Source organism: Kitasatospora sp. NPDC058063, from assembly GCF_042885395.1.
Lineage (GTDB): Bacteria > Actinomycetota > Actinomycetes > Streptomycetales > Streptomycetaceae > Kitasatospora > Kitasatospora lactacystinica.
Genome location: NZ_JBHVSD010000006.1, coordinates 269,876 through 291,876 on the forward strand (window position 1 = coordinate 269,876; position 22,001 = coordinate 291,876).

Sequence of the window (22,001 nt, forward strand, 5' to 3'; positions counted from 1 at the left end):
CAAGTCTTGGCAAAGTCCGACCCGGCACGGACCGGTCCGGTCACGTTGTCCGAAGGGGTGGCGAACAGGCAGGATGGTCGGCTATGACGCACGTGATGGCCAAGGGCGCCAACATCGCACTGCCGGCGGCGGCGGTCCGCGCCGTGCTGCGCTGGAGCGCCACGCCCGGTGCGCCGGACGTGGACGCGTCGGCGCTGCTGCTCGGCGCCTCCGGCAAGGTCCGCTCGGACGCCGACTTCGTCTTCTACAACCAGCCCCGCCACCCCTCCGGCCTGGTCCGCCACCTGCCCAAGCAGCAGACCTCCGGCGGTGCCGAGATCATCGACACGGTCGAGGTCGAGCTGGGCAAGCTGCCCGCCGAGGTGGACCGGGTGGTGCTGGCCGGCTCCTCCGAGGGCGGACCGTTCCGCGCGGTGCCGGGGCTGCGCCTGCTGCTCTTCGACGCCACGGCCGGCGAGGGCGTGCCCGCGCTCGCCGAGTTCGGGATCGACGACGCCGAGAACGTCACCGCCCTGGTCGCCGGCGAGCTGTACCGCCGGTCCGGGTCCTGGAAGTTCCGGGCGATCGGCCAGGGCTACACCTCCGGGCTGATCGGTCTCGCCACCGACTTCGGCATCATGGTGGACGACGAGGCGGAGGCCGGCCAGGTGCCCGCCCAGGTGCCTGTGTCCACCACCCCGTCCGGCACTCTCGACCCGCGCAGCACCGCGATGCCGGACCCGCGCTCGACCACCCCCGAGCCGGGCACCTTCACGCTGGCCCCGGCCGTCCCGCAGTCGCCGCCGGCCCAGCCGCCCGTCCAGCCACCGGCCACCGCCCCGGCCCCGGCCACCGCCGCCGCGAGCGCCTCGCCCGCACCGGCGACCCCGCCGCCGCCCGCGGCCCCGCCGACCATGCCCCCGCCGCCCACCGCACCCCCGGGCCACCAGCCCGGCACCGGCTACGGCTACCCCCAGCAGACCGGCCCGGCGTACGGCCACCCCCAGCAGCAGCCCGCCGGCGGCTACGGCTACCCGCAGCCGGGCACCGGCCAGCAGCCCTACCAGCAGCAGCCGGGCGGTTACGGCTATCCCCAGCCGAACCAGCCCGTCCCGCCGCAGCAGCAGCGCCCCGCCGGCTACGGCTACCCGCAGCCCGGCACCGGCCAGCAGCCGCCCGTCCCGCCGCAGCCGCCGACGGCCCAGCCCCCGGCCGCCACCGGCGAGGAGTTCGCGCTGCCCCCGCAGGGCCCGCAGTTCCAGCCCCGCTGACGCCCCCGGCGGGGCCGCCCGACAGCCCCGGCCCCGCCGATACCCGGCCCCGGCCCCGCACGACCCCGGCCCCGCCGTGAAACCGCCGTGGAACCGCCGACCGCCGTCAGTCGCTCTTGTACCCGCGCTGCCACTGCAGCCCGAAGCCGTACAGCCGATCGATGTCCGCCTGGAACCCGTTGACGTACCGCACCTCACGCCGCACCGTCAGCTGGTTGTCCCCCGAGTTCTCGATCAGCACCACCGCGCAGGAGCGCGCCGCCCGGGCCCGCTCCTCCAGCTTGATCTCGATCCGCGGCCCGGTCTGCGGCACGATCGTGACCACCGCGTGCGACTGCTCAAAGGCCGGCGTGCCGTCGTAGATGTAGACGAAGATCAGCAGCCGCTTGAACTTGTCCTTCTTCTCCAGGTTGACGTACATCGTCTCGCCGGACGGCGCCCCGTACTGGTCGTCGCCGCTGAGTTTGATGTACGGCGCGTTCTGGAGGTCTCCGAAGAGCCCGCCGAGCGGCTGCACCACGCCGGTGCTCCCGTCGGAGAGCTCGTACATGCAGGCCAGGTCGAGGTCGACGTTCGTCGGCTCGGTGCCCTGCGGCGAGTCCGGGTCCTGCGGCCGCAGGATCCGCGGGCTGAAGAACCGCTTCACGGACTCCCGGGTGCTCGGCCGCGCGGCGCCTCCGGCGCTCATCGTCCAGTGCAGGTTGACGTAGAGGTAGCCGGTGGTGGCGGCCGACCCGGTGATCGCGTGCTGCGGGGCCGACTTGGTGAGTATGACCTTGTGCTGACCGCCGGGGTTGTCGAAGGTGTAGCTCTTGTCCCCGCGCAGGTACTCCCAGATCGAGACCATGCAGTCCTCTCCCCCTGCTCCCGCCAGGCGTTCTGACGGTCCGCCGACCAATGATCGGGCATCGGCCCGGCCGTCGGATACCCAGTCCGCGCCCTCCTCTACCCAACTGGGCGCGACCGGCGGGTCGATTGGCGGGAGGAAGCCGCCCTCCCGTAACATGCCGCCCCTTCGGACGCGATATCGTCTAGCCGCACAGGTGTCCCGTCCGCCCCTGCGCGGGCGCGGCGGGCCCGTCGTGCGGCGACGAACGAATCGTCAGGCAGCTCCCGCTCGGCGGGCCCTGACCGCCTGTGTCGCGCTGTGATCCTGTCCCCTGCGGAAACCCGAGGCCCGACCCGCAATGAACCTGACCTCCATACAGCTGGTCTGGACCGTCGTCGGCGGCGCAGCCCTGCTGTTCGTCGCCGTCCTGATGGCGACGCTGCGATTCAAGAGCTCGAAGAAGGACGAGTCCGGCGACTCCTGGGAGCGCAGCGAGGAGCGCCGTCGGCGCAAGGAGATGATCTACGGCATCTCCTCGTACACGCTGCTGTTCTGCTGCGCCGGTGTCGCGGCCGCGCTCTCCTTCCACGGCCTGGTCGGCTTCGGCAAGGAGAACCTGGGTCTGTCCGGCGGCTGGGAGTACCTCGTCCCGTTCGGTCTGGACGGTGCCGCGATGTTCTGCTCGGTGCTCGCCGTCCGCGAGGCCAGCCACGGTGACGCCGCGCTCGGTTCGCGCCTGCTGGTCTGGGTGTTCGCGATCGCCTCGGCCTGGTTCAACTGGGTGCACGCCCCGCGCGGCGTGTCGCACGACGGCGCCCCGCAGTTCTTCTCCGGCATGTCGATCTCGGCGGCGATCCTGTTCGACCGGGCGCTGAAGCAGACCCGCAAGGCCGCGCTGCGCGAGCAGGGCCTGGTGCCGCGCCCGCTGCCGCAGATCCGCATCGTCCGCTGGCTGCGCGCCCCGCGCGAGACCTACGCGGCCTGGTCGCTGATGCTGCTGGAGAACGTCCGCAGCCTGGACGAGGCGGTCGACGAGGTGCGCGAGGAGCGCCAGGCGAAGCTGGACGCCAAGGCCCGCGCCCGTACGGCCGACCGCCGCGAGCGGGCCGAGCTGAAGGCCATCTCCCGGCAGGGCGGCATGCTCGCCCGGACCCGCGGCGGCCGCCAGGTTCCCGCCCTCACGGCTGCCGGAGACGGCCCGAGCGCTACGGAGCCTGCCCTAGCCGCGGGATCCGACGCCACCACCTCGACCTCGGCCTCGCTCCTGTCCGGCGACTCGCCGGAGCCGGCCGCCCTGGACGCCGGCCGCCGCCCCCGCGCCGCCGTCGGCTCCTCGTACTCGTCCTCCTCCTACTCGTCCTCCTCCTACTCCTCGTCCTCGTACTCGTCGTCCTCCTCCGGCACCGGGTCGTCCCGCAGCGGCTCGGCCATCGACCTGACGGCCGACGACGACACCCTGTCGATGCCGAAGCTAGACTCGCTGGAGCGCAAGCTGCGCGCGATCGAGCAGCAGCTCGGCTGACCCCGGCACCCCGCGGGTACGACCGCGGAGCACGAGGAACGGCCGCCCCCGGGAGATCCCGGAGGCGGCCGTTTCGCTTGCCCTGCGGACTACTTTCCGGTGCCGACCAGCTCCGGTTCCTCGTCCGCGCCCTCGCGCCGGTTGCGCAGGATCGACGAGCCGAGCGCCAGCCCGATGAAGGCGACGCCGATCAGCCCGGTGACGATCTCCGGGATGTGGTACTTGATCCCGATCAGCAGGATCGCCGCCAGCGCGCCGATGGCGTAGTGCGCGCCGTGCTCGAGGTAGACGTAGTCGTCCAGGGTGCCCTTGCGGACCAGGAAGACGGTCAGCGAGCGGATGTACATCGCGCCGATGCCGAGGCCCAGGGTGATCTGGAAGATGTCGCTGGAGATGGCGAACGCGCCGACCACGCCGTCGAAGGAGAACGAGGCGTCCAGGACCTCCAGGTAGAGGAAGAGGAAGAACGCGGCCTTGCCGCCGACCTGGATGATCGACTTGCCGGCCTTCTCCGCCTCCTCCTCGCGCTCCTCCTCGGCCTCCAGCCCCGACTCGAAGATCGAGGAGAGGCCGTTGACGGCGAGGTAGGTGACCAGGCCGAGGACACCGGCGAGCAGAACGGTTTCCGCGTGCTCCCCGGCGAAGAAGTTGGAGGCGAGCAGCAGGGCGACCAGGGCGACGACGGTGGAGAAGGCCTCCAGCTTGCCGACCTTCTCCAGCGGGCGCTCGATCCAGGCCAGCCAGTTGTAGTCCTTCTCCTCGAAGATGAAGTCGAGGAAGATCATCAGCAGGAAGACGCCGCCGAAGGCCGCGATGGCCGGGTTGGCCGCTTCCAGGTACTGGCCGTAGGTGAGGCCTTCGTAGGTCTTCTCGGAGTGCAGCGCGAGGTCGATGACCGTCGTGGGGTTGAGCTTCGCGGTGAGGCCGACGACCAGCAGCGGGAAGACCAGGCGCATGCCGAAGACCGCGATGAGGACACCGACGGTCAGGAAGATCTTCTGCCAGTACGGGTTCATCCGCTTCAACACCGTGGCGTTGACCACCGCGTTGTCGAACGACAGGGAGATCTCCAGGATGGAGAGCATCAGCACGATGCCGAAGCCTTGGGCTCCCCAGAGCAGTCCGGCCGCGATCAGGCCGATGACGGTGATCGCGAACGACCAGCCGAATGTGCGGAGGAACACGGGAGTTGGCTACCTTTCGGGTTCTGGCCGTGCCGGGGGCGGCCTCGTCCCCGAGACGTCCTGACCGGGCCCGGCCCGGTCAGGTCACCCCCGCACTGCCCTCTGTTCTCATGATCGGGTCGGGTACGACAAGTCCGATTTCCGCCTTTACTGTACGTTCACGCCGAAGTCGAGCGCGATGCCACGCAGGCCGGAGGCGTACCCCTGGCCCACTGCGCGGAACTTCCACTCGCCCGCGTAGCGGTACAGCTCACCGAAGATCATCGCGGTCTCGCTGGACGCGTCCTCGGACAGGTCGTAGCGGGCGATCTCCTGGCCGTCGACCGAGTTGACGACCCGGATGTAGGCGTTGCGGACCTGACCGAAGTTCTGGAGCCGCGCCTCGGCCTCGTAGATCGAGACCGCGAAGATCACCTTGTCGGCCTGTGCCGGGACGAGGTCCAGGCTGACCAGGACCACCTCGTCGTCACCCGTTTCGTCGCCGCCGGTGAGGTTGTCGCCCTGGTGCTCCACCGAGCCCTCGGGGCTCTTGAGGTTGTTGTAGAAGACGAAGTACTCGTCACCGAGCACTCGCCCGCCACCGCAGATCAGGGCGCTCGCATCGAGGTCGAACGGGGCGCCCGTGGTCGAACGGGCGGACCAGCCGAGGCCGATCTGGACCTGCGTCAGGTTCGGCGCGGCCTTGGTGAGCGAGACGTTGCCACCCTTGGCGAGCGTGACCACCATGACGTTCTTCCTCCCTTGCTTCTCCCGGGGCGCCATCCAGGTGTATCCCCCGCGGCCCCGGCCGACCGGTTCTGGTCGGCTGAACTTCCTGAACTCACATCCTCGCAGTGCGAGGAACCGCCGCGGCACCGGGCCGGACGAAGCCGGGGCGGCCCCGGACCTCGGAGGTCCGGGGCCGCCCCGGGAGAACGGCGCGCAGCCCGCGCCGCAGGGCGCCGGCGCGGGCTCAGACGTTGACGCCGAAGTCCTGCGCGATGCCGCGCAGGCCGGAGGCGTAGCCCTGGCCGATGGCGCGGAACTTCCACTCCGCGCCGTTGCGGTACAGCTCGCCGAAGACCATCGCGGTCTCGGTGGAGGCGTCCTCGGAGAGGTCGTAGCGGGCCAGCTCCGTGTTGTCGGCCTGGTTCACCACGCGGATGAACGCGTTGCGCACCTGGCCGAAGTTCTGGCCGCGGGTCTCGGCGTCGTAGATCGACACCGGGAAGACGATCTTCTCGACGTCCACCGGCACGCCGGCCAGGTTGACCTTGATCGCCTCGTCGTCGCCCTCGCCCTCGCCGGTCAGGTTGTCACCGGTGTGCTCGACCGAGCCGTCCGGGCTCTTCAGGTTGTTGAAGAACACGAAGTTGCCGTCCGAGGTGACCTTGCCCTGGGCGTTGCACAGCAGGGCGCTGGCGTCCAGGTCGAAGTCCGCGCCGGTGGTGGTCCGGACGTCCCAGCCCAGGCCGACGACCACGGCGGTGAGGCCGGGTGCCTCCTTGGTGAGCGAGACGTTGCCGCCCTTGCTGAGGCTGACTCCCACTAGTCCTCCAAGAATCGGGAGGCACGTCCAGTGGTGCCCCCGGTGGTGCGGTCCGGGGCGGCGGGAGGCCCATCGGCTCCCGCATCCCACCCCGCCAACGGCCCGAGCGTAGTACGGGGTTCCCGTCCGCACCCCTGATCAGGCCGGACACGGCCCCGGGGCACTCGGCCGGCGGGTGCCGCGGGGCGCCCGCGACCCGGCCGAGGCGCGTACGGGGCCCGGGCGGGGGTCTCAGAGCGCCGCGAGGACCTTCAGGTACTCCTGCTCGTCCCGGGCGTCCGGGAGGCCGTTGACGACGCTCCAGCGCACCGTGCCCGTGGTGTCGATCACGAAGGTGCCGCGCAGCGGGCAGCCCCGCTCCTCGTCGAGGACGCCGTAGGCCCGGGTGACCTCGCCGTGCGGCCAGAAGTCGGCCAGCAGCGGGAACTCCAGGCCCTCCCGGTCGGCGAAGACCCGCTGGGAGAACTGCGAGTCGCAGGAGAGGCCGAGCACCTGCACGGTGTCGTTCTGCAGGCCCGCCAGCTCCCGCTGGATCGCGCCCAGCTCGCCCGTGCACACGCCGGTGAAGGCGAACGGGTAGAAGACCAGGACGACGTTCCGCCGGCCGCGGAAGTCGGAGAGCCGGACGGCCTCGCCGTGCTGGTTGTTGAGCTCGAAGTCCGGAGCCGGGGTGCCGACCTCGATGGCCATGAGCGGGACCTTTCTGACGCGACCGCGCCGCGCGGCGGGCGCGGCGGGCCACATCCTCGCATTCGTTTACGGCCGTTGCGCCGAACGGATGAGGCGGGCGGCCGCGGCCCGCCGCGTTCGCCGTCCGCGAACGCCCCGGCGGGCGGGCCCGCCGCATGTGCTTCAGAGCCCGCTCAGCGCTTGGCGCCCTTCGCCGTGGACTTGGTCGCGAGCCTGGTGGCCGCCCAGTCCTTGACGATGTTGATCGAGCTGGTCTGGGAGAGGCCCGCGGTCTTGGCCGCGTCGCTGATGTCGGAGGCCTCGATGTGGCCGTCCCGCCCGGTCTTGGGCGTCATCAGCCAGATCAGGCCGCCTTCAGCGAGGTACTCCAGCGCGTCGACGAGGGCGTCGGTGAGGTCCCCGTCGTCGTCGCGGTGCCACAGCAGAACGGCGTCGGCGACGTCGTCGTAGTCCTCGTCGACGAGATCCGTCCCGATGAGCTCCTCGATTCCCTCGCGGAGTTCCTGGTCAGTGTCGTCGTCGTACCCCAGCTCCTGGATGATCTGGCCCTCTTCGAAGCCGAGACGGGTCGCCGGGTTGGACTTGTCCGCGGGGTCCGCGGTCGCGCTCACGGGAATAACCTCCAGTATTCGGCCCGGCATCCATGCCGAGGCTGTGGCCGTAGTCCACACGGGCGCGGCGGTTCGCGCAAGTACCCGACCCCCGATCCCCTCCAAAGGTTGACGTGTCGCAGGGGGACACGCCGCTCGACGTGGCGGGAATCACACCGATTTGCCCTTTTCTGCATGGTCCAAGGATGCTTCGGGTGGTCCCGGCCCACAGGCCGTACGCACGCCCGAGATGCGAACGGCATTCGGGTCCGCGCGTGCGCGGGCGTAGAGTCTCCTGTTGGCCCTCACCCCGGCCGCCCGCCATCGGGCGGACGGGACACCAGGTCGGACCACCTCTTTTCGTAACACCCGGGGGTGTGCGGAGCGGACGAAGACGCCCGCACCGCACGCCGCCAGACCGGGCCGCCCGCCGGGCGGACCGGTTACCGATCGGTAGAGATGACGGATCTCCGAGCGCGGTAGCACGATGGAGGCGGCGCGACACACCTCAGTTTCGACCGACAGTGAAGGAACAGCGTGGCTTCCGGATCCGATCGCAACCCGATCATCATTGGCGGCCTTCCGAGTCAGGTCCCGGACTTCGATCCCGAGGAGACCGCGGAATGGCTGGAGTCGCTCGATGCGGCCATCGACGAGCGGGGGCGTGAGCGTGCCCGTTACCTGATGCTGCGGCTGATCGAGCGCGCCCGCGAGAAGCGTGTCGCCGTGCCCGAGATGCGCAGCACGGACTACGTCAACACCATCGCGACCAAGGACGAACCGTTCTTCCCCGGCAACGAGGAGATCGAGCGGAAGATCCTCAACGCGACCCGGTGGAACGCGGCCGTCATGGTCTCCCGGGCGCAGCGCCCGGGCATCGGCGTCGGTGGCCACATCGCCACCTTCGCCTCCTCCGCGTCTCTGTACGACGTCGGCTTCAACTACTTCTTCCGCGGCAAGGACGGCGAGGGCGAGTCCGGCGACCAGGTCTTCTTCCAGGGCCACGCCTCCCCCGGCATCTACGCCCGCGCCTTCCTGCTGGACCGGCTCACCGAGCAGCAGCTCGACGCGTTCCGCCAGGAGAAGTCGAAGGCCCCGTACGGCCTCTCCAGCTACCCGCACCCGCGGCTGATGCCGGACTTCTGGGAGTTCCCGACCGTCTCGATGGGCCTCGGCCCGCTCGGCGCGATCTACCAGGCCCGGATGAACCGCTACCTGGAGCACCGCGGGATCAAGGACACCTCCGACTCGCAGGTCTACGCCTTCCTCGGCGACGGCGAGATGGACGAGCCCGAGTCGCTCGGCCAGCTGTCGCTGGCCGCCCGCGAGGGCCTGGACAACCTGACCTTCGTGGTCAACTGCAACCTGCAGCGCCTGGACGGCCCGGTCCGCGGCAACGGCAAGATCATCCAGGAGCTGGAGTCCCAGTTCCGGGGCGCCGGCTGGAACGTGATCAAGCTGGTCTGGGACCGCAGCTGGGACCCGCTGCTCGCGCAGGACCGCGACGGCGTCCTGGTCAACAAGCTGAACACCACGGTGGACGGCCAGTTCCAGACCTACGCCACCGAGACCGGCCAGTACATCCGCGAGCACTTCTTCGGCGGCGACCTGCGCCTGCGCGCCATGGTCGAGAACATGACCGACCAGCAGATCCAGCACCTGGGTCGCGGCGGCCACGACCACAAGAAGATCTACGCGGCGTTCAAGGCTGCCCGCGAGCACAAGGGCCAGCCGACGGTCATCCTCGCCCAGACGGTCAAGGGCTGGACGCTGGGCCCCAACTTCGAGGGCCGCAACGCCACCCACCAGATGAAGAAGCTGACGGTCGAGGACCTGAAGCGCTTCCGCGACCGGCTGCACCTGCCGATCACCGACAAGCAGCTCGAGGAGGGCTACCCGCCCTACTACCACCCGGGCCGCGACTCGGAGGAGATCCAGTACATGCACGACCGCCGGGAGGAGCTGGGCGGCTACGTGCCGACCCGCAAGGTCCGCCCGCGGAAGCTGGAGCTGCCCGGCGACGACGCGTACAAGGCGGTCAAGAAGGGTTCCGGCAACCAGACCATCGCCACCACCATGGCGTTCGTCCGGGTGCTCAAGGACCTCATGCGGGACAAGGGCATCGGCAACCGCTTCGTGCCGATCGCGCCGGACGAGTACCGCACCTTCGGCATGGACTCGCTCTTCCCGTCGGCGAAGATCTACAACCCGCTCGGCCAGACCTACGAGTCGGTCGACCGGGACCTCCTCCTCGCCTACAAGGAGTCGCCGACCGGCCAGATGCTGCACGACGGCATCTCCGAGGCGGGCTGCACCGCCTCGCTGATCGCCGCCGGCTCCTCCTACGCCACCCACGGCGAGCCGCTGATCCCGGTGTACGTCTTCTACTCGATGTTCGGGTTCCAGCGCACCGGCGACCAGTTCTGGCAGATGGCCGACCAGCTGGCCCGCGGCTTCGTGATCGGCGCCACCGCCGGCCGCACCACGCTGACCGGTGAGGGCCTGCAGCACGCCGACGGCCACTCGCACCTGCTGGCCTCGACCAACCCGGGTGTCGTCGCGTACGACCCGGCGTACGGCTTCGAGATCGCGCACATCGTCCAGGACGGTCTGCGGCGGATGTACGGCTCCAGCGCCGAGCACCCGCACGGCGAGGACGTGTTCTACTACATGACCGTCTACAACGAGCCGATCAAGATGCCGGCCGAGCCCGAGAACGTGGACGTCGAGGGCATCCTCAAGGGTCTGCACAAGTACGCGCCGGGCACCGCCGGCCAGATCCCGGCCCAGATCCTCGCCTCCGGCGTGGCCGTGCCGTGGGCCCTGGAGGCCCAGCGCATCCTCGCCGAGGAGTGGAACGTCAAGGCCGACGTCTGGTCCGCGACCTCCTGGAACGAGCTGCGCCGCGACGCGGTGGAGGCCGAGGAGTTCAACCTGCTGCACCCCGAGGAGCAGCAGCGCGTGCCGTACGTCACCCAGAAGCTCCAGGGCGCCGAGGGCCCGGTCGTCGCGGTGTCCGACTGGATGCGCGCGGTGCCGGACCAGATCGCCCGCTGGGTGCCGGGTCAGTACCAGTCGCTGGGCGCCGACGGCTTCGGCTTCGCCGACACCCGTGGCGCGGCCCGTCGCTTCTTCCACATCGACGCGCAGTCGGTCGTCCTGGGGGTGCTCACCGAGCTCGCCAAGCAGGGCAAGATCGACCGCTCGGCGCTGAAGGACGCGATCGACCGCTACCAGCTGCTGGACGTGGCCGCGGCCGACCCGGGTGCCGCCGGCGGCGAGGCCTGATCAGCCCGTAGGCACTGAGGGGCCGGACTCCCGTCGGGGGTCCGGCCCTTCGGCGTTCGCCGTGGCGCGGCCCTTGGTTCGGTCCCCGGCCCGGCCCTCGGCCCGTCGCCCGGACCGGCCCGCTGGTGGCCCTCGGGGAACGCCGCGGCCCACGGGAACAGCAGGACGGCCCCGGACTCCGAGGAGTCCGGGGCCGTCCTGCTGCGGGGCCGGTCAGATGTGCACGGCCGGGCCCGCGTCGGTGGCGCCGCGGCGGGTGAGCAGGCCGAGCACGGCGGCGCCGAAGGCCACCACGGCGGCCACCGCGAAGGCCAGCGACATGCCGCTCACGAAGGACTCGTGGACGGCGCCGGCCATCGCGTCCACCGCCTGCTGCGGGGTGCCGGCCGGGGCCGGCGGGGCGATGCCCAGCTGGGCGGCCTGCTTGAGGCCCTCGCCCGCCGCGCCCTCCACCGGCGGCAGACCGGCCTTGGCCCAGTTGCCCGGCAGGACGTCGCCGACCTTGGCGGCCATCAGCGCGCCCAGCACGGCGGTGCCGAGGCTGCCGCCGACCTGCATCGCGGCCTGCTGGAGGCCGCCGGCCACGCCGGACAGCTCCAGCGGGGCGTTGCCGACGATCACCTCGGTGGCGCCGACCATGACCGGGCTGATGCCCAGGCCCATCAGGACGAACCAGAGCGACATCACGCCGTTGCCGGAGCCGGTGTCCAGGGTGGACATGCCGAACATCGCGGTGGTGGTGATCAGCATGCCGGCCACGATCGGGATACGCGGGCCCAGCTTGCCGATCGCCAGGCCGGCCAGCGGCGAGCCGATGATCATCATGCCGGTCATCGGCAGCAGGTGGACGCCGGCCTCGACCGGCTTCATCCCGTGCACGTTCTGGAGGTAGAAGGTCACGAAGAAGATCGCGCCGAAGAACGCGAAGGCCATCAGCACCATCAGCAGGACGCCCGCCGACAGCGGCACCGAGCGGAACAGGCCGAGCGGGATCAGCGGCTCGCGGGCCTTGCCCTGCCAGAGCGCGAACAGCACCATCAGGACCACCGCGCCGATCAGGAACAGCAGCGTCCGCCCGTCGCCCCAGCCCCACTCGGGGGCCTTGATGATGCCGAAGACCAGCGCGAACATCCCCACCGAGAGCAGCGCGATGCCGGGCAGGTCGAAGGACTTGGCGGCGTTCTCGGCCCGGACGTCCTTGAGGATCCACACGCCCAGCGCCAGCGCGACCAGGCCGACCGGGATGTTGATGAAGAACACCGACTCCCAGTTGACGTGCTCGACCAGCAGGCCGCCGACGATCGGGCCGGCCGCGGTGGAGGCGCCGATCACACCGCCCCAGATGCCGATCGCCATGTTGAGCTTCTCGGCCGGGAAGGCCCCGCGCAGCAGGCCCAGCGCGGCCGGCTGGAGCAGCGCGCCGAACAGGCCCTGGAGCACCCGGAAGGCGATCACGGTCTGGATGTTGCCGGCGAAGCCGATCGCGGCCGAGGTGACGGCGAAGCCCGCCGCGCCGACCAGGAAGGTGGTCTTGTGGCCGAAGCGGTCACCGATCTTGCCGGCGGTGATCAGGAAGACCGCCAGGGCCAGCAGGTAGCCGCTGGTGACCCACTGGATCTCGGAGGGCGCCGCGTGCAGCTTCTCCTGGATCACCGGGTTGGCGATGGCGACGATCGTGCCGTCCAGCGCGACCATCATGACGCCGACCGCGACGGTCAGCAGGGTCAGCCAGGGGTGTCCCTTGAGACCGCCCCCCGACGGTGGGTTCGGCGGTGCGTCCGCCTCGGAGTTCTTCACGACGGACTGACTCATCTGGGCCCTCCGGGGGCGTGGCTCGGTGCGGTACATGGTCGTGGCGCCCCGGCCCACCCGTCCCCACAGGTGCCCCGGCCCGACGGGCGCCACCCCGGCAGATTATGTCAGCCTCTGACATTCGGCAAACAGTGACTTCTGACCATCACTGCCATTTGTCAGAGCGGTAAAGTTGTGGTCCCACCAGCCACACCCAGCGCTCCGGAAGGCCCCCGCCATGGCCGCTCACACCCCCCGCACCACCGGCACCCCGGCGGGCCCCGAACGCGCGCCGGGCCTGCGCGAGCGCAAGAAGCAGCAGACCCGCTACGCCCTGATCCAGGCCGCCCACCTGCTCTTCCTCCGGCAGGGCTTCGCCCGCACGACCGTCGACGAGATCGCCTCCGCCGTCGACGTCTCCCAGCGCACCTTCTTCCGCTACTTCGCCAACAAGGACGAGGTCGCGCTCGCCGTGATGGCCGTGGCCGAGGACTACTTCATCGAGTGCCTGCGCCACCGCCCGGCCGAGGAGGCCCCGCTCCAGGCCCTGCGCGCCTCGATCGTCAAGGCCTGGCGCGACCTCGGCAACGAGGAGTCCGCCGGCCCCGGTTCGATCCACAGCGCCCTGGAGCTCATGCGGATGATCGAGGAGACGCCCCCGCTGCTCGCCGCCCAACTGCGCCGGGTCACCGAGCAGGAGCGCCTGGTGGTCCAGGTGCTCGCCCAACGCGAGGGCCTGGACCCGGCCGAGGACCTGCGCCCGGCCGTACTCGCCGCCGTCTTCGGCAGCCTGCTGCGCTCGGCCCACCTGTCCTGGAGCGCCGAGCACGCACCGGCCGGCCCCGAGGGCATGGTCGCGGTGATCGAGCGCTACTTCGACCAGCTCGGCCCGGCCCTGGCCGGCCACTGGCGCAGCCCCGCGTAGCACCCGGCGCCGCACCCGCGTCATACCGGGGTATCACCCGGTACCCCGGTAGCCCCGCGGAAGTTCGCGCCCCAGTGCGACGACCCGCACGGCCCGCCCTCCTAGGCTGGCCCACGATGAAGACGCCCACCAAAGCCGACACCCGCACGTTCGCACTGCGCCAACTGCGCGCCCTGCGGCACCACCTGACCACCCCGAGCCAGGACGAGACCCCACTGCTCGGCGACTCCCGGCGGCGCTGGGTGCGCCGACTGCCGTACATCGTCGTGATCGCCCTGCAGGGCTCGCTGATACCCACCGGGATCGCCAACCTGGTCAGCTTCTACGACCTGGTGCTGCCGGTGGCCGCCGCGCTCACCATCGCCCAGACCACACCGCTGTTCCTCGCCGTCACCCGGCCGCTGACCGCCTGGTGGATCAGCGCCGCCGCCATGGTCACCACCGCCGCCATCACCGCCCGCCACCACCAGCTGATGGGCAGTTGGCCGTGGACGGCCCCGATGATCATCGCCTACGTCTTCCTGCTGCTCGCCCTCGCACTGCGGGAGAGCCGGGCCACCGTGGTCTCGGTCTGGGTGGCCACCGTCCTGCTCACCGCGCTCACCACCACCCTCGGCCTGCCCCGCTCCGGCGACGGCACCACCGTGCTGCTGATCGCACTCAGCGGCGCCGCGCTGCTGCTCGGCTGGGCCGTCCGGGACCGCGCCGTGGCCCGCCGACTGCTCACCGAGCAGGAGCACATCAGCGAGGCCGAACGCGAACGCCGCACCCTGCTGGAGGAACGCACCCGGATCGCACGGGAGTTGCACGACGTGGTGGCGCACCACATGTCGGTCATCGCGGTGCAGGCGGCCAGCGCGCCGTACCGGATCACCGGCGTGCCGGACGCGGCCGCCGAGGAGTTCACCGCGATAGCCGGCACCGCCCGCGAGTCGCTGGCCGAGATGCGCCGGCTGCTCGGCGTACTGCGCAGCGAGGAGTCCGGCGGGGAGAAGGCACCGCAGCCCGGGGTCGGCCAACTCGCCCAGCTGGTCGAGACGGTGGGCCGGGCCGGGGTGCCGGCCGAGCTGACGGTGGAGCCGGACCTGGTGGACCTGGTGCCGCAGGCCGTCGGCCTGTCCACGTACCGGATCGTGCAGGAGGCGCTGGCCAACGTGGTGCGGCACGCCCCCGGCGCGCGGACCTGGGTGTCGCTGACCGCGGACGGCCCGGCGCTGCTGGTGACGGTGGTCAACGCGCCCCCGCCGGAGCACACCGAGTCGCTGGAGGCCTCGGTCGAGGGCACCGGGCAGGGGCTGGTCGGAATGCGTGAACGCGTCCGGCTGGTCGATGGCAGGCTGGACACCGGCCCGCTGCCGGACGGCGGCTTCAAGGTGGCCGCCGTCCTGCCCCTCGACCTTCCAGACACCCCCCGGGAGACCACCGCATGACCATCCGCGTGATCATCGTCGACGACCAGGCCATGGTGCGCGCGGGCTTCGCGGCCCTGCTCAACGCCCAGAGCGACATCGACGTGGTGGGGGACGCGGCGGACGGCGCCCAGGCCCTGGAGGTCAACGGCCGCACCCACCCGGACCTGGTGCTGATGGACGTCCGGATGCCCGTCATGGACGGCCTGGAGGCGGCCCGGCGGCTGCTCGACCCGGCCGTGCCTGGCGCCCACCGGCCCAAGGTACTGATGCTGACCACCTTCGACGTGGACGACTACGTGTACGAGGCGCTGCGCGCCGGGGCCAGCGGCTTCCTGCTCAAGGACGCCCCGCCGGCCGACCTGATCGCCGCGGTCCGGGTGGTCGCGGCCGGCGAGGCGCTCCTCGCCCCCTCGGTGACCCGCCGGCTGATCGAGGACTTCGCCCGCACCCGCCCGGCCAAGCGCCACGACCCCAAGGTGCGGCTCAACGGCCTGACCCCGCGCGAGACCGAAGTGCTGGAGCTGATCGCCCGCGGCCTGTCCAACCAGGAGATAGCCGCCAAGCTGGTGCTCGCCGAGCAGACCGTCAAGACGCACATCGGGCGCATCCTCGCCAAGCTCGGCCTGCGCGACCGCGCCCAGGCGGTCGTCCTGGCCTACGAGTCCGGCCTGGTGACCCCCGGTCAGTAGGAGCAGCCGTTCGCCCCCTTCTGATACCCGGGTAGCACCCGGGAGTTGGCCCCGCGGTGTGACGTCCGCGGGGCCGTCGCATTCCTACCTTCCTCCCCATCGGACGCCGAACGGATACGGCGGCCGAACGGACGAGGGAGGGCAAGGACATGCGCAGGTTTCGGGCCGGACGGGCGATCGCCGCCGCCGCGGTGGCGCTGGCGGTCGTACTCGGCGCGGGCGGCTGGGCCGCCGACACCCAGACCCCGGTCACCGGCCCGCCGCCCGGCAGCGCCGCCTGGACGGCCGACTCCTCGCTCGGCCGGCGGCTGCCCGACCCGGCCACCACCACCCCGGCCGGCGTCGCCGCGTTCTTCGCCGAGCTCACCCCGGCCGCGCAGGACGCCCTGGCCGTCCGGCACCCGCTGGTGGTCGGCAACCTGGACGGCGCCCCGGTCGCCCTCCGCTACCGGGCCAACGCCCTGGCCCTGACCGCCGAACGCACCCGCGAACTCGCCCGGGCCACCGACCCCGCCCTCACCCCGCAGGACCACGAGGCCGCCCGCACCCGCGCCGAGCGCTACCGCGCCCTGCTGGACGGCGGCCGGCGGATCCTCGCCTTCGACCCGCGCGGCCGCGGCCAGGTCGCCGAGGTGTACGGCGACCTCGCCACCGCCCTCCGCACCGCCGTGATCGTCCCCGGCTCCGACATCGACCTGCTCCGCTTCGACCGCACGTCCGGCCCGTACGGCACCCCCGCCGGCATGGCCCGCGCGCTCCTGGACGCCACCGACGGGCGGACCGCCGTGATCGCCTGGGCCGGCTACACCACCCCGCTCGGCCTCGGCCCGGACGCCGCCACCGAGGACCTGGCCCGGGCCGGCGCCCCCCGCCTCACCCGGCTGCTCGACGGACTCGCCGTCACCACCCGCCCGCAGGCCCCGCCCACCGTGTTCTGCCACAGCTACGGCTCGGTCGTCTGCGGCCTGGCCCGCCCCACCCCCGCGCAGGCCTCCGGCGTGGTGGTGCTCGGCTCGCCCGGCATGGGCATCGGCTCGGCCGCCGACCTCGACCCGGGCGTCCCGCTCTGGGCCACCGCCCGCAACGACTCCGACTGGATCGGCGACGTGCCCAACGTCCGGCTGTTCGGCCTCGGCCACGGCGCCGACCCGACCGCCCCCGGCTTCGGCGCCCGCCCGCTGCCCGCCACCGGATCCCACGGCCACGACGGCTACTTCGCCCCCGGCACCGCCTCCCTCGCCGCCTACGCCGCCGTCGCGCTCGGCCGCGCCTGACCGCCCGCACCGGAAGGAGCACCACCATGGCCAGCACCCTCGCCCCCCGGCCCCGCACCGCGGAGCCCCGCACCCCCCGGCCCCGCACCCCCCGGCCGCTCACCGCGCTGCGCCGCGCCGCCGCGCGGGTCGACGCGAAGACCCCGGCCCACCGCGACCGCGCCCTGGACGGGCTGCGCGCCCTCGCCCTGCTCGCCGTACCGGTCGGCCACTGGATGCTCGGCGGCCTCACCCGCTCCCCCGACGGCGCCCTGCACAACACCAGCCCGCTCTCCACCCTCGGCTTCTTCGCCCCACTCAGCTGGGTGCTCCAGATGCTCGGGGTGTTCTTCCTGGTCGGCGGCCACTCCTCGGTCCGCTCGCTGGAGCGGGCCCGGGCCAGGGGCGTGACGTACGGCGGCTGGCTGCGGGCCCGTACCGTCCGGCTGCTGCGCCCGGTGCTCGGGGTGACGGCCGTCTGGGCGGCGCTGATCCCGCTGCTGCCCGCGCTCGGCGTCCCCGCGGACACCGTGCGCACCGGCGCCACCCTGGTGGTGCAGCCGCTCTGGTACATCGGGGTCTACCTGGGGCTGACCGCGCTCACCCCGCTCTGCGTGGCCGCCGGGCGCCGGCTGGGCGGCTGGTCCGCGGGCCTGCTGGTGGCCTCGGTCGCCGCCGTCGACCTGCTGCGCTACGGGCCGTGGGCCGGGGCGGTGCCGTCCTGGGTCGCGCTGCTGAACATCCTGCCGGGCTGGCTGTTCGGCTACCAGCTGGGCGTGCTCTGGGCGCAGGGCCGGCTCGGCCGCCCGGCGGCCCGGGTGCTGCTGCTCGGCGGCGGCGCGCTGTTCGCCGCGCTGCTGCTGGTCTTCCACTACCCGGCCAGCATGGTCGGCGTGCCCGGGGCCGCGCGCACCAACTCGCACCCGCCGTCCCTGCTGGTGCTCGCCCTGGCGGCGTTCCAGTGCGGCGCCGCGGTGCTGCTGCGGGAGCGGCTGGGCCGGCTGCTGACCCGTCGTCCGCTGCTCTGGCTGCCGGTCGTGGTGGTCAACCTGTCGGCGATGACGATCTTCTGCTGGCACCAGAGCGCGATGCTCGCGGTCGCCGTGCCGGGCGCGGCCGGGCTGGGCGCCGTCCCGGGGCTGACCACCGCGCCGGACTCGCTCGGCTGGGTGGCCGCCAGGCTGGCGCTGCTGCCGCTGTTCGCCGCCGTGCTGGTGGCGCTCGGCTGGTTCACCCGCCGGTTCGACGGCCCGTGGACGGCCTTCTCGCGGGGCGGCAAGGCGGTGGCCGGCGCCGCGGCGGCGCTCTTCGCGGCGTACGCGCTGGGCGTGGTGTGACGGCCCACCGGGTGCGGGCCGCTCCGGGCGGCGGAGCACGGCGTGCAGGAGGGGCGCGGGCCGATCGGTCCGCGCCCCTGCGGCGCGCTGTCGGTGTCCTGCCCTACCCTGCCGCCATGGTGACGTTCGACGAGTTCCGCACGATGGCGCTGGCCCTGCCGGAAGCCGCCCAGGAGCCGACCTGGGACATCGAGACGCTGCGGGTCCGCGGCCGGATCTTCGCGATGGGCGCGCCCGACGGGGACCGGGTCACCGTCAAAGCCTCCCCCGAGGACCAGGCCGAACTGCTCGCCGCCGAACCCGAGGTGTTCTCCTCCGCCCCGTACGTCGGACGGCACGGCTGGGTGAGCGTCCGGCTGGACCTGGTGGACCGGGACGAGCTGCACGACCTCGTCACCGAGGCCTGGCGGCGGACGGCACCGAAGCGCCTGGTACGCGAGTTCGACGCCTGATCGCGGCCCTGTCGAACGGCCGCGCGGGCCACCGTCCGAACCACTGGGAGACGTCGCGCGGACACCCCGGGTTCATGTGATCCATCCCACAGTTTAGGCGTTCCCGTCCTCCCTCCGGGCCCCCTAGGCTTGCGCAGGGAAGTCAGCAGAGCTATCGCACCCTCCGGGCACCGCCCGCGAAACGGTGACGGGCCCCAAGGGAGTTGGTGCGGTGCGCAACCGTCGGCGCTGGAAGCGGGTACTGATCGGGGCGTTCGCCGGTTGCGCGGTGCTCGCCGACGCCGGAGGCGCCGCCGCCGCGGCCGCGGTCTCCTCCGAACAGCTGGCGATCTCCACGCCTCCGGCCGGCAGCGCCGCCTGGGTCCAGGACCACTCCTTCGGCCACTCCCTGCCCGACCCGGCCACCACCACCCCGGCCGCCGCCGCGGCGTTCTTCGCCTCGCTCGCGCCCACCGAACTGGACCGGCTGATCCAGCAGTACCCGCTGGTCGTCGGCAACTACGACGGCGCCCCGCTGGACTTGCGCTACCGCGCCAACAGGATCGCCCTGGCCGCCGAGCGCGACCGGGCCCTGGCCCGCGCCGCCGACCGCGAACTGGACTCCGACACCCGCGCGCTGGCCGTCTCCCGCGCCAACGACGTCGAGCACCTGCTCGCCCCCGGCCGGCAGGTCCTGGCCTTCGACCCGCGCGGCCGCGGCCTGGTCAGCGAGGTGTGGGGCGACCTCGCCGACGCCGAGCGGATCTCCGTGCTCGTCCCCGGCTCGGACGCCGACCTCGGCCACCACGACCAGGCCGCCGAGCCGCTGCGCTCCCCGGCCGGCATGGCCCGCGCCCTCTACACCGAGGAGCGGCGCCAGGCGCCGAACACCCGGACCGCCGTGATCTCCTGGACCGGCTACGTCACCCCCTCCGGCCTCGGCCCGGACGCCGCCACCTCCCGGCTCGCCGACGTCGCCGCCCCCCGGCTGGAGCGGCTGCTCTCGGGTCTGAAGGAGACCACCCGGCCGGACGCGCCGCCGTCGCTGCTCTGCCACTCGTACGGCTCGGTGGTCTGCGGCACCGCCGCCCCGGAGATCCCGCGCGCGGCGGCCTCGCCCTCCGACACCTCCGGCATCACCGACCTGGTGGTCTTCGGCAGCCCCGGCATGGGCGTGCAGAGCACCACCGAACTGGGCGCCGGCGTGCACGTCTGGGCCACCCGCAACCCCAGCGACTGGATCGGCAACGTGCCGTTCCTGGAGGTCGGCGGACTCGGCCACGGCGCCGACCCGACGGCGAGCGGCTTCGGCTCCGAGCAGATCTCCTCGGCCCGCGCGGCCGGCCACAACGGCTACTTCACCGAGGGCACCGACAGCCTGCGCAACTTCGCGGCGATCTCGCTCGGCCGCTACCAGGACGTGGTCCGGGCCAACCCCGGCTCCTGAGGCCCGCCCCCCGGGGGCTCAGGACGGCTGGTCCTGGTACAGCCGCAGGGCCTCCGCCGCCGCCCTGGCCAGCTCGCGCCGGGCGGCCGGCGGGACCAGCACCTCGACGTCCGCGCCGAAGGCCAGCAGCGACCGGACGGCCGCCGGGGCCGGGAAGGCCATCGCCACCTCGGCCCACTCCTCGGGCGGCCCGGCGCCCGCCTCCGGCGGCGGCGCGGTGACCCGGCCGCCGTGGATGCGCAGGAACATGTCCAGCCGTCCGCGCCGGACCCGCACCCGCACCGGCAGGTCCTTCGGCAGCCGCTCAACCTGCTCGCGCAGCACCGCCCAGACGTCGCCGAGCCCGACCCCGGCCCGGCGCCGCACCGTCTCCTCGGTGGTGTCGGCGGTCAGCACCCGGTCGGCCCGGAACAGCCGGGGTTCGCCGTGCAGATCGGCCACCAGGTACCAGACCGCCGCCTTGCTCACCAGCCCGTACGGGTCGACGGTGTACTCCACCGGCGCGGGCGTGCCGCCGTGCCGGTAGCGCAGCCGCAGCCGCCGGTCGGCGAAGACGGCGTACTGCAGCTCGCCCAGGTCCGGCCCGGCGGCGGGGCCGACCGCGCCGGGGGTCTGCATCCAGCGGGCCGGGTCGACCAGGATCCGCTCACTGATCCGCTCGGCGGCCGGCCGGTGCGGGGCCGGCAGCGCCGCCATCACCTTGCGCAGCGCCGAACCGAGCGCCCCGTCCAGCCCGAGGTCGCTGTGTGCGCCCTGGGCGGAGAGCACGAACAGCGCCCTGGCCTCGTCCGCGGTCAGGCCCGTGACGTCGGTGCGGTAGCCGGGCAGCAGGCCGATGCCGCCGTGCCGCCCGCGCTCGGTGAACACCGGCACCCCGGCGGCGGAGAGCGACTCGACGTCGCGGTAGATGGTGCGGACGGACACCTCCAGCCGCTCGGCGAGTTCGGTGGCGGACACCCGGCCGCGGGTCTGGAGCAGCAGCAGGATCGAGAGCAGGCGGTCGGCCTTCATGCCCCAAGAATTCCAGTAATCCTGACGGCAGTTGTCAGGTTTTACTGGGAAATTGCGTTCCGAGCCCGAAAGACCACCCGACACCAGGGAGTTGAGCGCCGATGACCGCCGTCCAGGATGCCCGCCCGCAGTACCTGACCGCCCTCGACCAGCTGGAGAAGCTGTTCGCCACGATCACCCCCGCCGACCTCGACCGGGCCACCCCCTGTACCGAGTTCACCCTGCGTCAGCTGCTGAACCACGTGGTCGGCGGCATCCACCGGTTCGCGTACATGGGCGAGGGCGGCCGCGCCGAGGACGTCGTGGCCGCCGTCGAGGACCCCTCGGACGAGGGCTGGCCGGCCGCGCTGGGCCGGGCCCGCGCCCGGGTCACCGCCGCCTGGGCGGACGACGCCAAGCTCGGCCGCCCGACCGTCGCCCCCTGGGGCGAGGTGCCCGGCGCGGCGGCGGTGGGCGGCTACCTGATGGAGCTGGTGACCCACTCCGGGGACATCGCCAGGAGCCTCGGCAACGGCTTCGCCCTGGACGACGACCTGGCGCGGACCGCGCTGGCCGTCGCCGAGTTCGTACTGCCGGCCGAACAGCGGGTGCCGGGTGTCCCGTTCGCCGCCGTCCGGCCGGTCGCCGAGGACGCCGACGTGCACACCCGGCTGGCCGCCTGGATGGGCCGGACGGTCTGAACCCGGCACCGGCCCGGCGGCCCGGGGGGGTTCCAGCCGCCGGCCGCGGGGGTGGGGCGGGGCCCCCGTCCGGGTGGCAGCATCGAAAGCGACGGCGAACGGAGGAGCAAGCGATGTCGAGCTCGGGCCAGCACACCCGTTTCG

The 22,001-nt window shown here is 72.6% G+C and carries 19 protein-coding genes; 11 read left to right on the forward strand and 8 right to left on the reverse strand.

Annotation, left to right across the window (positions count from 1 at the left end):
* Nucleotides 1–83 precede the first annotated feature (83 nt).
* On the forward strand, nucleotides 84–1,250 hold the full coding sequence (locus ACFVUY_RS12925) for a TerD family protein (protein ID WP_387729633.1): 1,167 nt from the start codon (nucleotides 84–86) through the stop codon (nucleotides 1,248–1,250).
* Between the two features lie 106 nt (nucleotides 1,251–1,356).
* Here ACFVUY_RS12925 and ACFVUY_RS12930 read toward each other — a convergent pair whose 3' ends face one another.
* Nucleotides 1,357–2,097, reverse strand: coding sequence for a Tellurium resistance (locus tag ACFVUY_RS12930; RefSeq protein WP_387689633.1), 741 nt, complete (start codon nucleotides 2,095–2,097; stop codon nucleotides 1,357–1,359).
* Nucleotides 2,098–2,437: 340 nt separating this feature from the next.
* Between ACFVUY_RS12930 and ACFVUY_RS12935 the strand changes: the two genes are divergently transcribed.
* Nucleotides 2,438–3,601, forward strand: coding sequence for a DUF2637 domain-containing protein (locus ACFVUY_RS12935; protein WP_387689635.1), 1,164 nt, complete (start codon nucleotides 2,438–2,440; stop codon nucleotides 3,599–3,601).
* Nucleotides 3,602–3,690: 89 nt separating this feature from the next.
* On the opposite strand, the gene ACFVUY_RS12940 is transcribed toward ACFVUY_RS12935, so the two are convergent.
* The 5 genes from ACFVUY_RS12940 to ACFVUY_RS12960 form a co-directional block, all read right to left on the reverse strand.
* Complete coding sequence (locus tag ACFVUY_RS12940; protein ID WP_387689636.1) at nucleotides 3,691–4,785, reverse strand: DUF475 domain-containing protein; 1,095 nt, start codon at nucleotides 4,783–4,785, stop codon at nucleotides 3,691–3,693.
* 147 nt (nucleotides 4,786–4,932) lie between these two features.
* The gene (locus ACFVUY_RS12945; protein ID WP_359914478.1) at nucleotides 4,933–5,511 is read right to left on the reverse strand and encodes a TerD family protein; all 579 of its coding nucleotides are present in this window, start codon (nucleotides 5,509–5,511) and stop codon (nucleotides 4,933–4,935) included.
* A 226-nt stretch (nucleotides 5,512–5,737) separates the two neighbouring features.
* The gene (locus ACFVUY_RS12950; RefSeq protein ID WP_387689638.1) at nucleotides 5,738–6,313 is read right to left on the reverse strand and encodes a TerD family protein; all 576 of its coding nucleotides are present in this window, start codon (nucleotides 6,311–6,313) and stop codon (nucleotides 5,738–5,740) included.
* Nucleotides 6,314–6,544: 231 nt separating this feature from the next.
* Nucleotides 6,545–7,003, reverse strand: coding sequence for a peroxiredoxin (locus ACFVUY_RS12955; protein ID WP_359915651.1), 459 nt, complete (start codon nucleotides 7,001–7,003; stop codon nucleotides 6,545–6,547).
* A 173-nt stretch (nucleotides 7,004–7,176) separates the two neighbouring features.
* The gene (locus ACFVUY_RS12960; RefSeq protein WP_359913037.1) at nucleotides 7,177–7,614 is read right to left on the reverse strand and encodes a DUF3052 domain-containing protein; all 438 of its coding nucleotides are present in this window, start codon (nucleotides 7,612–7,614) and stop codon (nucleotides 7,177–7,179) included.
* Nucleotides 7,615–8,130: 516 nt separating this feature from the next.
* Here ACFVUY_RS12960 and aceE point away from each other — a divergent pair.
* Nucleotides 8,131–10,881: a pyruvate dehydrogenase (acetyl-transferring), homodimeric type gene (gene aceE / locus ACFVUY_RS12965; RefSeq protein ID WP_359913040.1), complete on the forward strand. Its 2,751-nt coding sequence runs from the start codon at nucleotides 8,131–8,133 to the stop codon at nucleotides 10,879–10,881.
* Between the two features lie 213 nt (nucleotides 10,882–11,094).
* Here aceE and ACFVUY_RS12970 read toward each other — a convergent pair whose 3' ends face one another.
* A complete protein-coding gene (locus tag ACFVUY_RS12970) occupies nucleotides 11,095–12,693 on the reverse strand; it encodes an MFS transporter (RefSeq protein ID WP_387689641.1) in 1,599 nt (532 codons plus the stop codon).
* Nucleotides 12,694–12,910: 217 nt separating this feature from the next.
* Between ACFVUY_RS12970 and ACFVUY_RS12975 the strand changes: the two genes are divergently transcribed.
* The 7 genes from ACFVUY_RS12975 (at nucleotide 12,911) to ACFVUY_RS13005 (ending at nucleotide 20,166) form a co-directional block, all read left to right on the forward strand.
* Nucleotides 12,911–13,597, forward strand: a complete 687-nt coding sequence (locus ACFVUY_RS12975; protein WP_387729636.1) for a TetR/AcrR family transcriptional regulator — start codon at nucleotides 12,911–12,913, stop codon at nucleotides 13,595–13,597.
* A gap of 116 nt (nucleotides 13,598–13,713) precedes the next feature.
* Nucleotides 13,714–15,027, forward strand: coding sequence for a sensor histidine kinase (locus ACFVUY_RS12980; RefSeq protein ID WP_387689644.1), 1,314 nt, complete (start codon nucleotides 13,714–13,716; stop codon nucleotides 15,025–15,027).
* On the forward strand, nucleotides 15,024–15,698 hold the full coding sequence (locus ACFVUY_RS12985) for a response regulator transcription factor (protein WP_359913052.1): 675 nt from the start codon (nucleotides 15,024–15,026) through the stop codon (nucleotides 15,696–15,698). Before ACFVUY_RS12980 ends, ACFVUY_RS12985 begins: the two co-directional genes overlap by 4 nt.
* A gap of 149 nt (nucleotides 15,699–15,847) precedes the next feature.
* Nucleotides 15,848–16,972, forward strand: coding sequence for an alpha/beta hydrolase (locus tag ACFVUY_RS12990; protein WP_387729639.1), 1,125 nt, complete (start codon nucleotides 15,848–15,850; stop codon nucleotides 16,970–16,972).
* Nucleotides 16,973–16,998: 26 nt separating this feature from the next.
* Nucleotides 16,999–18,288, forward strand: a complete 1,290-nt coding sequence (locus ACFVUY_RS12995; RefSeq protein WP_387729641.1) for an acyltransferase — start codon at nucleotides 16,999–17,001, stop codon at nucleotides 18,286–18,288.
* Between the two features lie 116 nt (nucleotides 18,289–18,404).
* The gene (locus ACFVUY_RS13000) at nucleotides 18,405–18,740 is read left to right on the forward strand and encodes an MmcQ/YjbR family DNA-binding protein (RefSeq protein ID WP_380358825.1); all 336 of its coding nucleotides are present in this window, start codon (nucleotides 18,405–18,407) and stop codon (nucleotides 18,738–18,740) included.
* Between the two features lie 211 nt (nucleotides 18,741–18,951).
* The gene (locus ACFVUY_RS13005) at nucleotides 18,952–20,166 is read left to right on the forward strand and encodes an alpha/beta hydrolase (RefSeq protein ID WP_387689649.1); all 1,215 of its coding nucleotides are present in this window, start codon (nucleotides 18,952–18,954) and stop codon (nucleotides 20,164–20,166) included.
* An 18-nt stretch (nucleotides 20,167–20,184) separates the two neighbouring features.
* Here ACFVUY_RS13005 and ACFVUY_RS13010 read toward each other — a convergent pair whose 3' ends face one another.
* A complete protein-coding gene (locus ACFVUY_RS13010) occupies nucleotides 20,185–21,177 on the reverse strand; it encodes a helix-turn-helix transcriptional regulator (RefSeq protein ID WP_387729643.1) in 993 nt (330 codons plus the stop codon).
* A gap of 101 nt (nucleotides 21,178–21,278) precedes the next feature.
* Here ACFVUY_RS13010 and ACFVUY_RS13015 point away from each other — a divergent pair, with 101 nt between their 5' ends.
* On the forward strand, nucleotides 21,279–21,857 hold the full coding sequence (locus tag ACFVUY_RS13015; RefSeq protein ID WP_387729646.1) for a TIGR03086 family metal-binding protein: 579 nt from the start codon (nucleotides 21,279–21,281) through the stop codon (nucleotides 21,855–21,857).
* The last annotated feature ends 144 nt before the right edge of the window (nucleotides 21,858–22,001 follow it).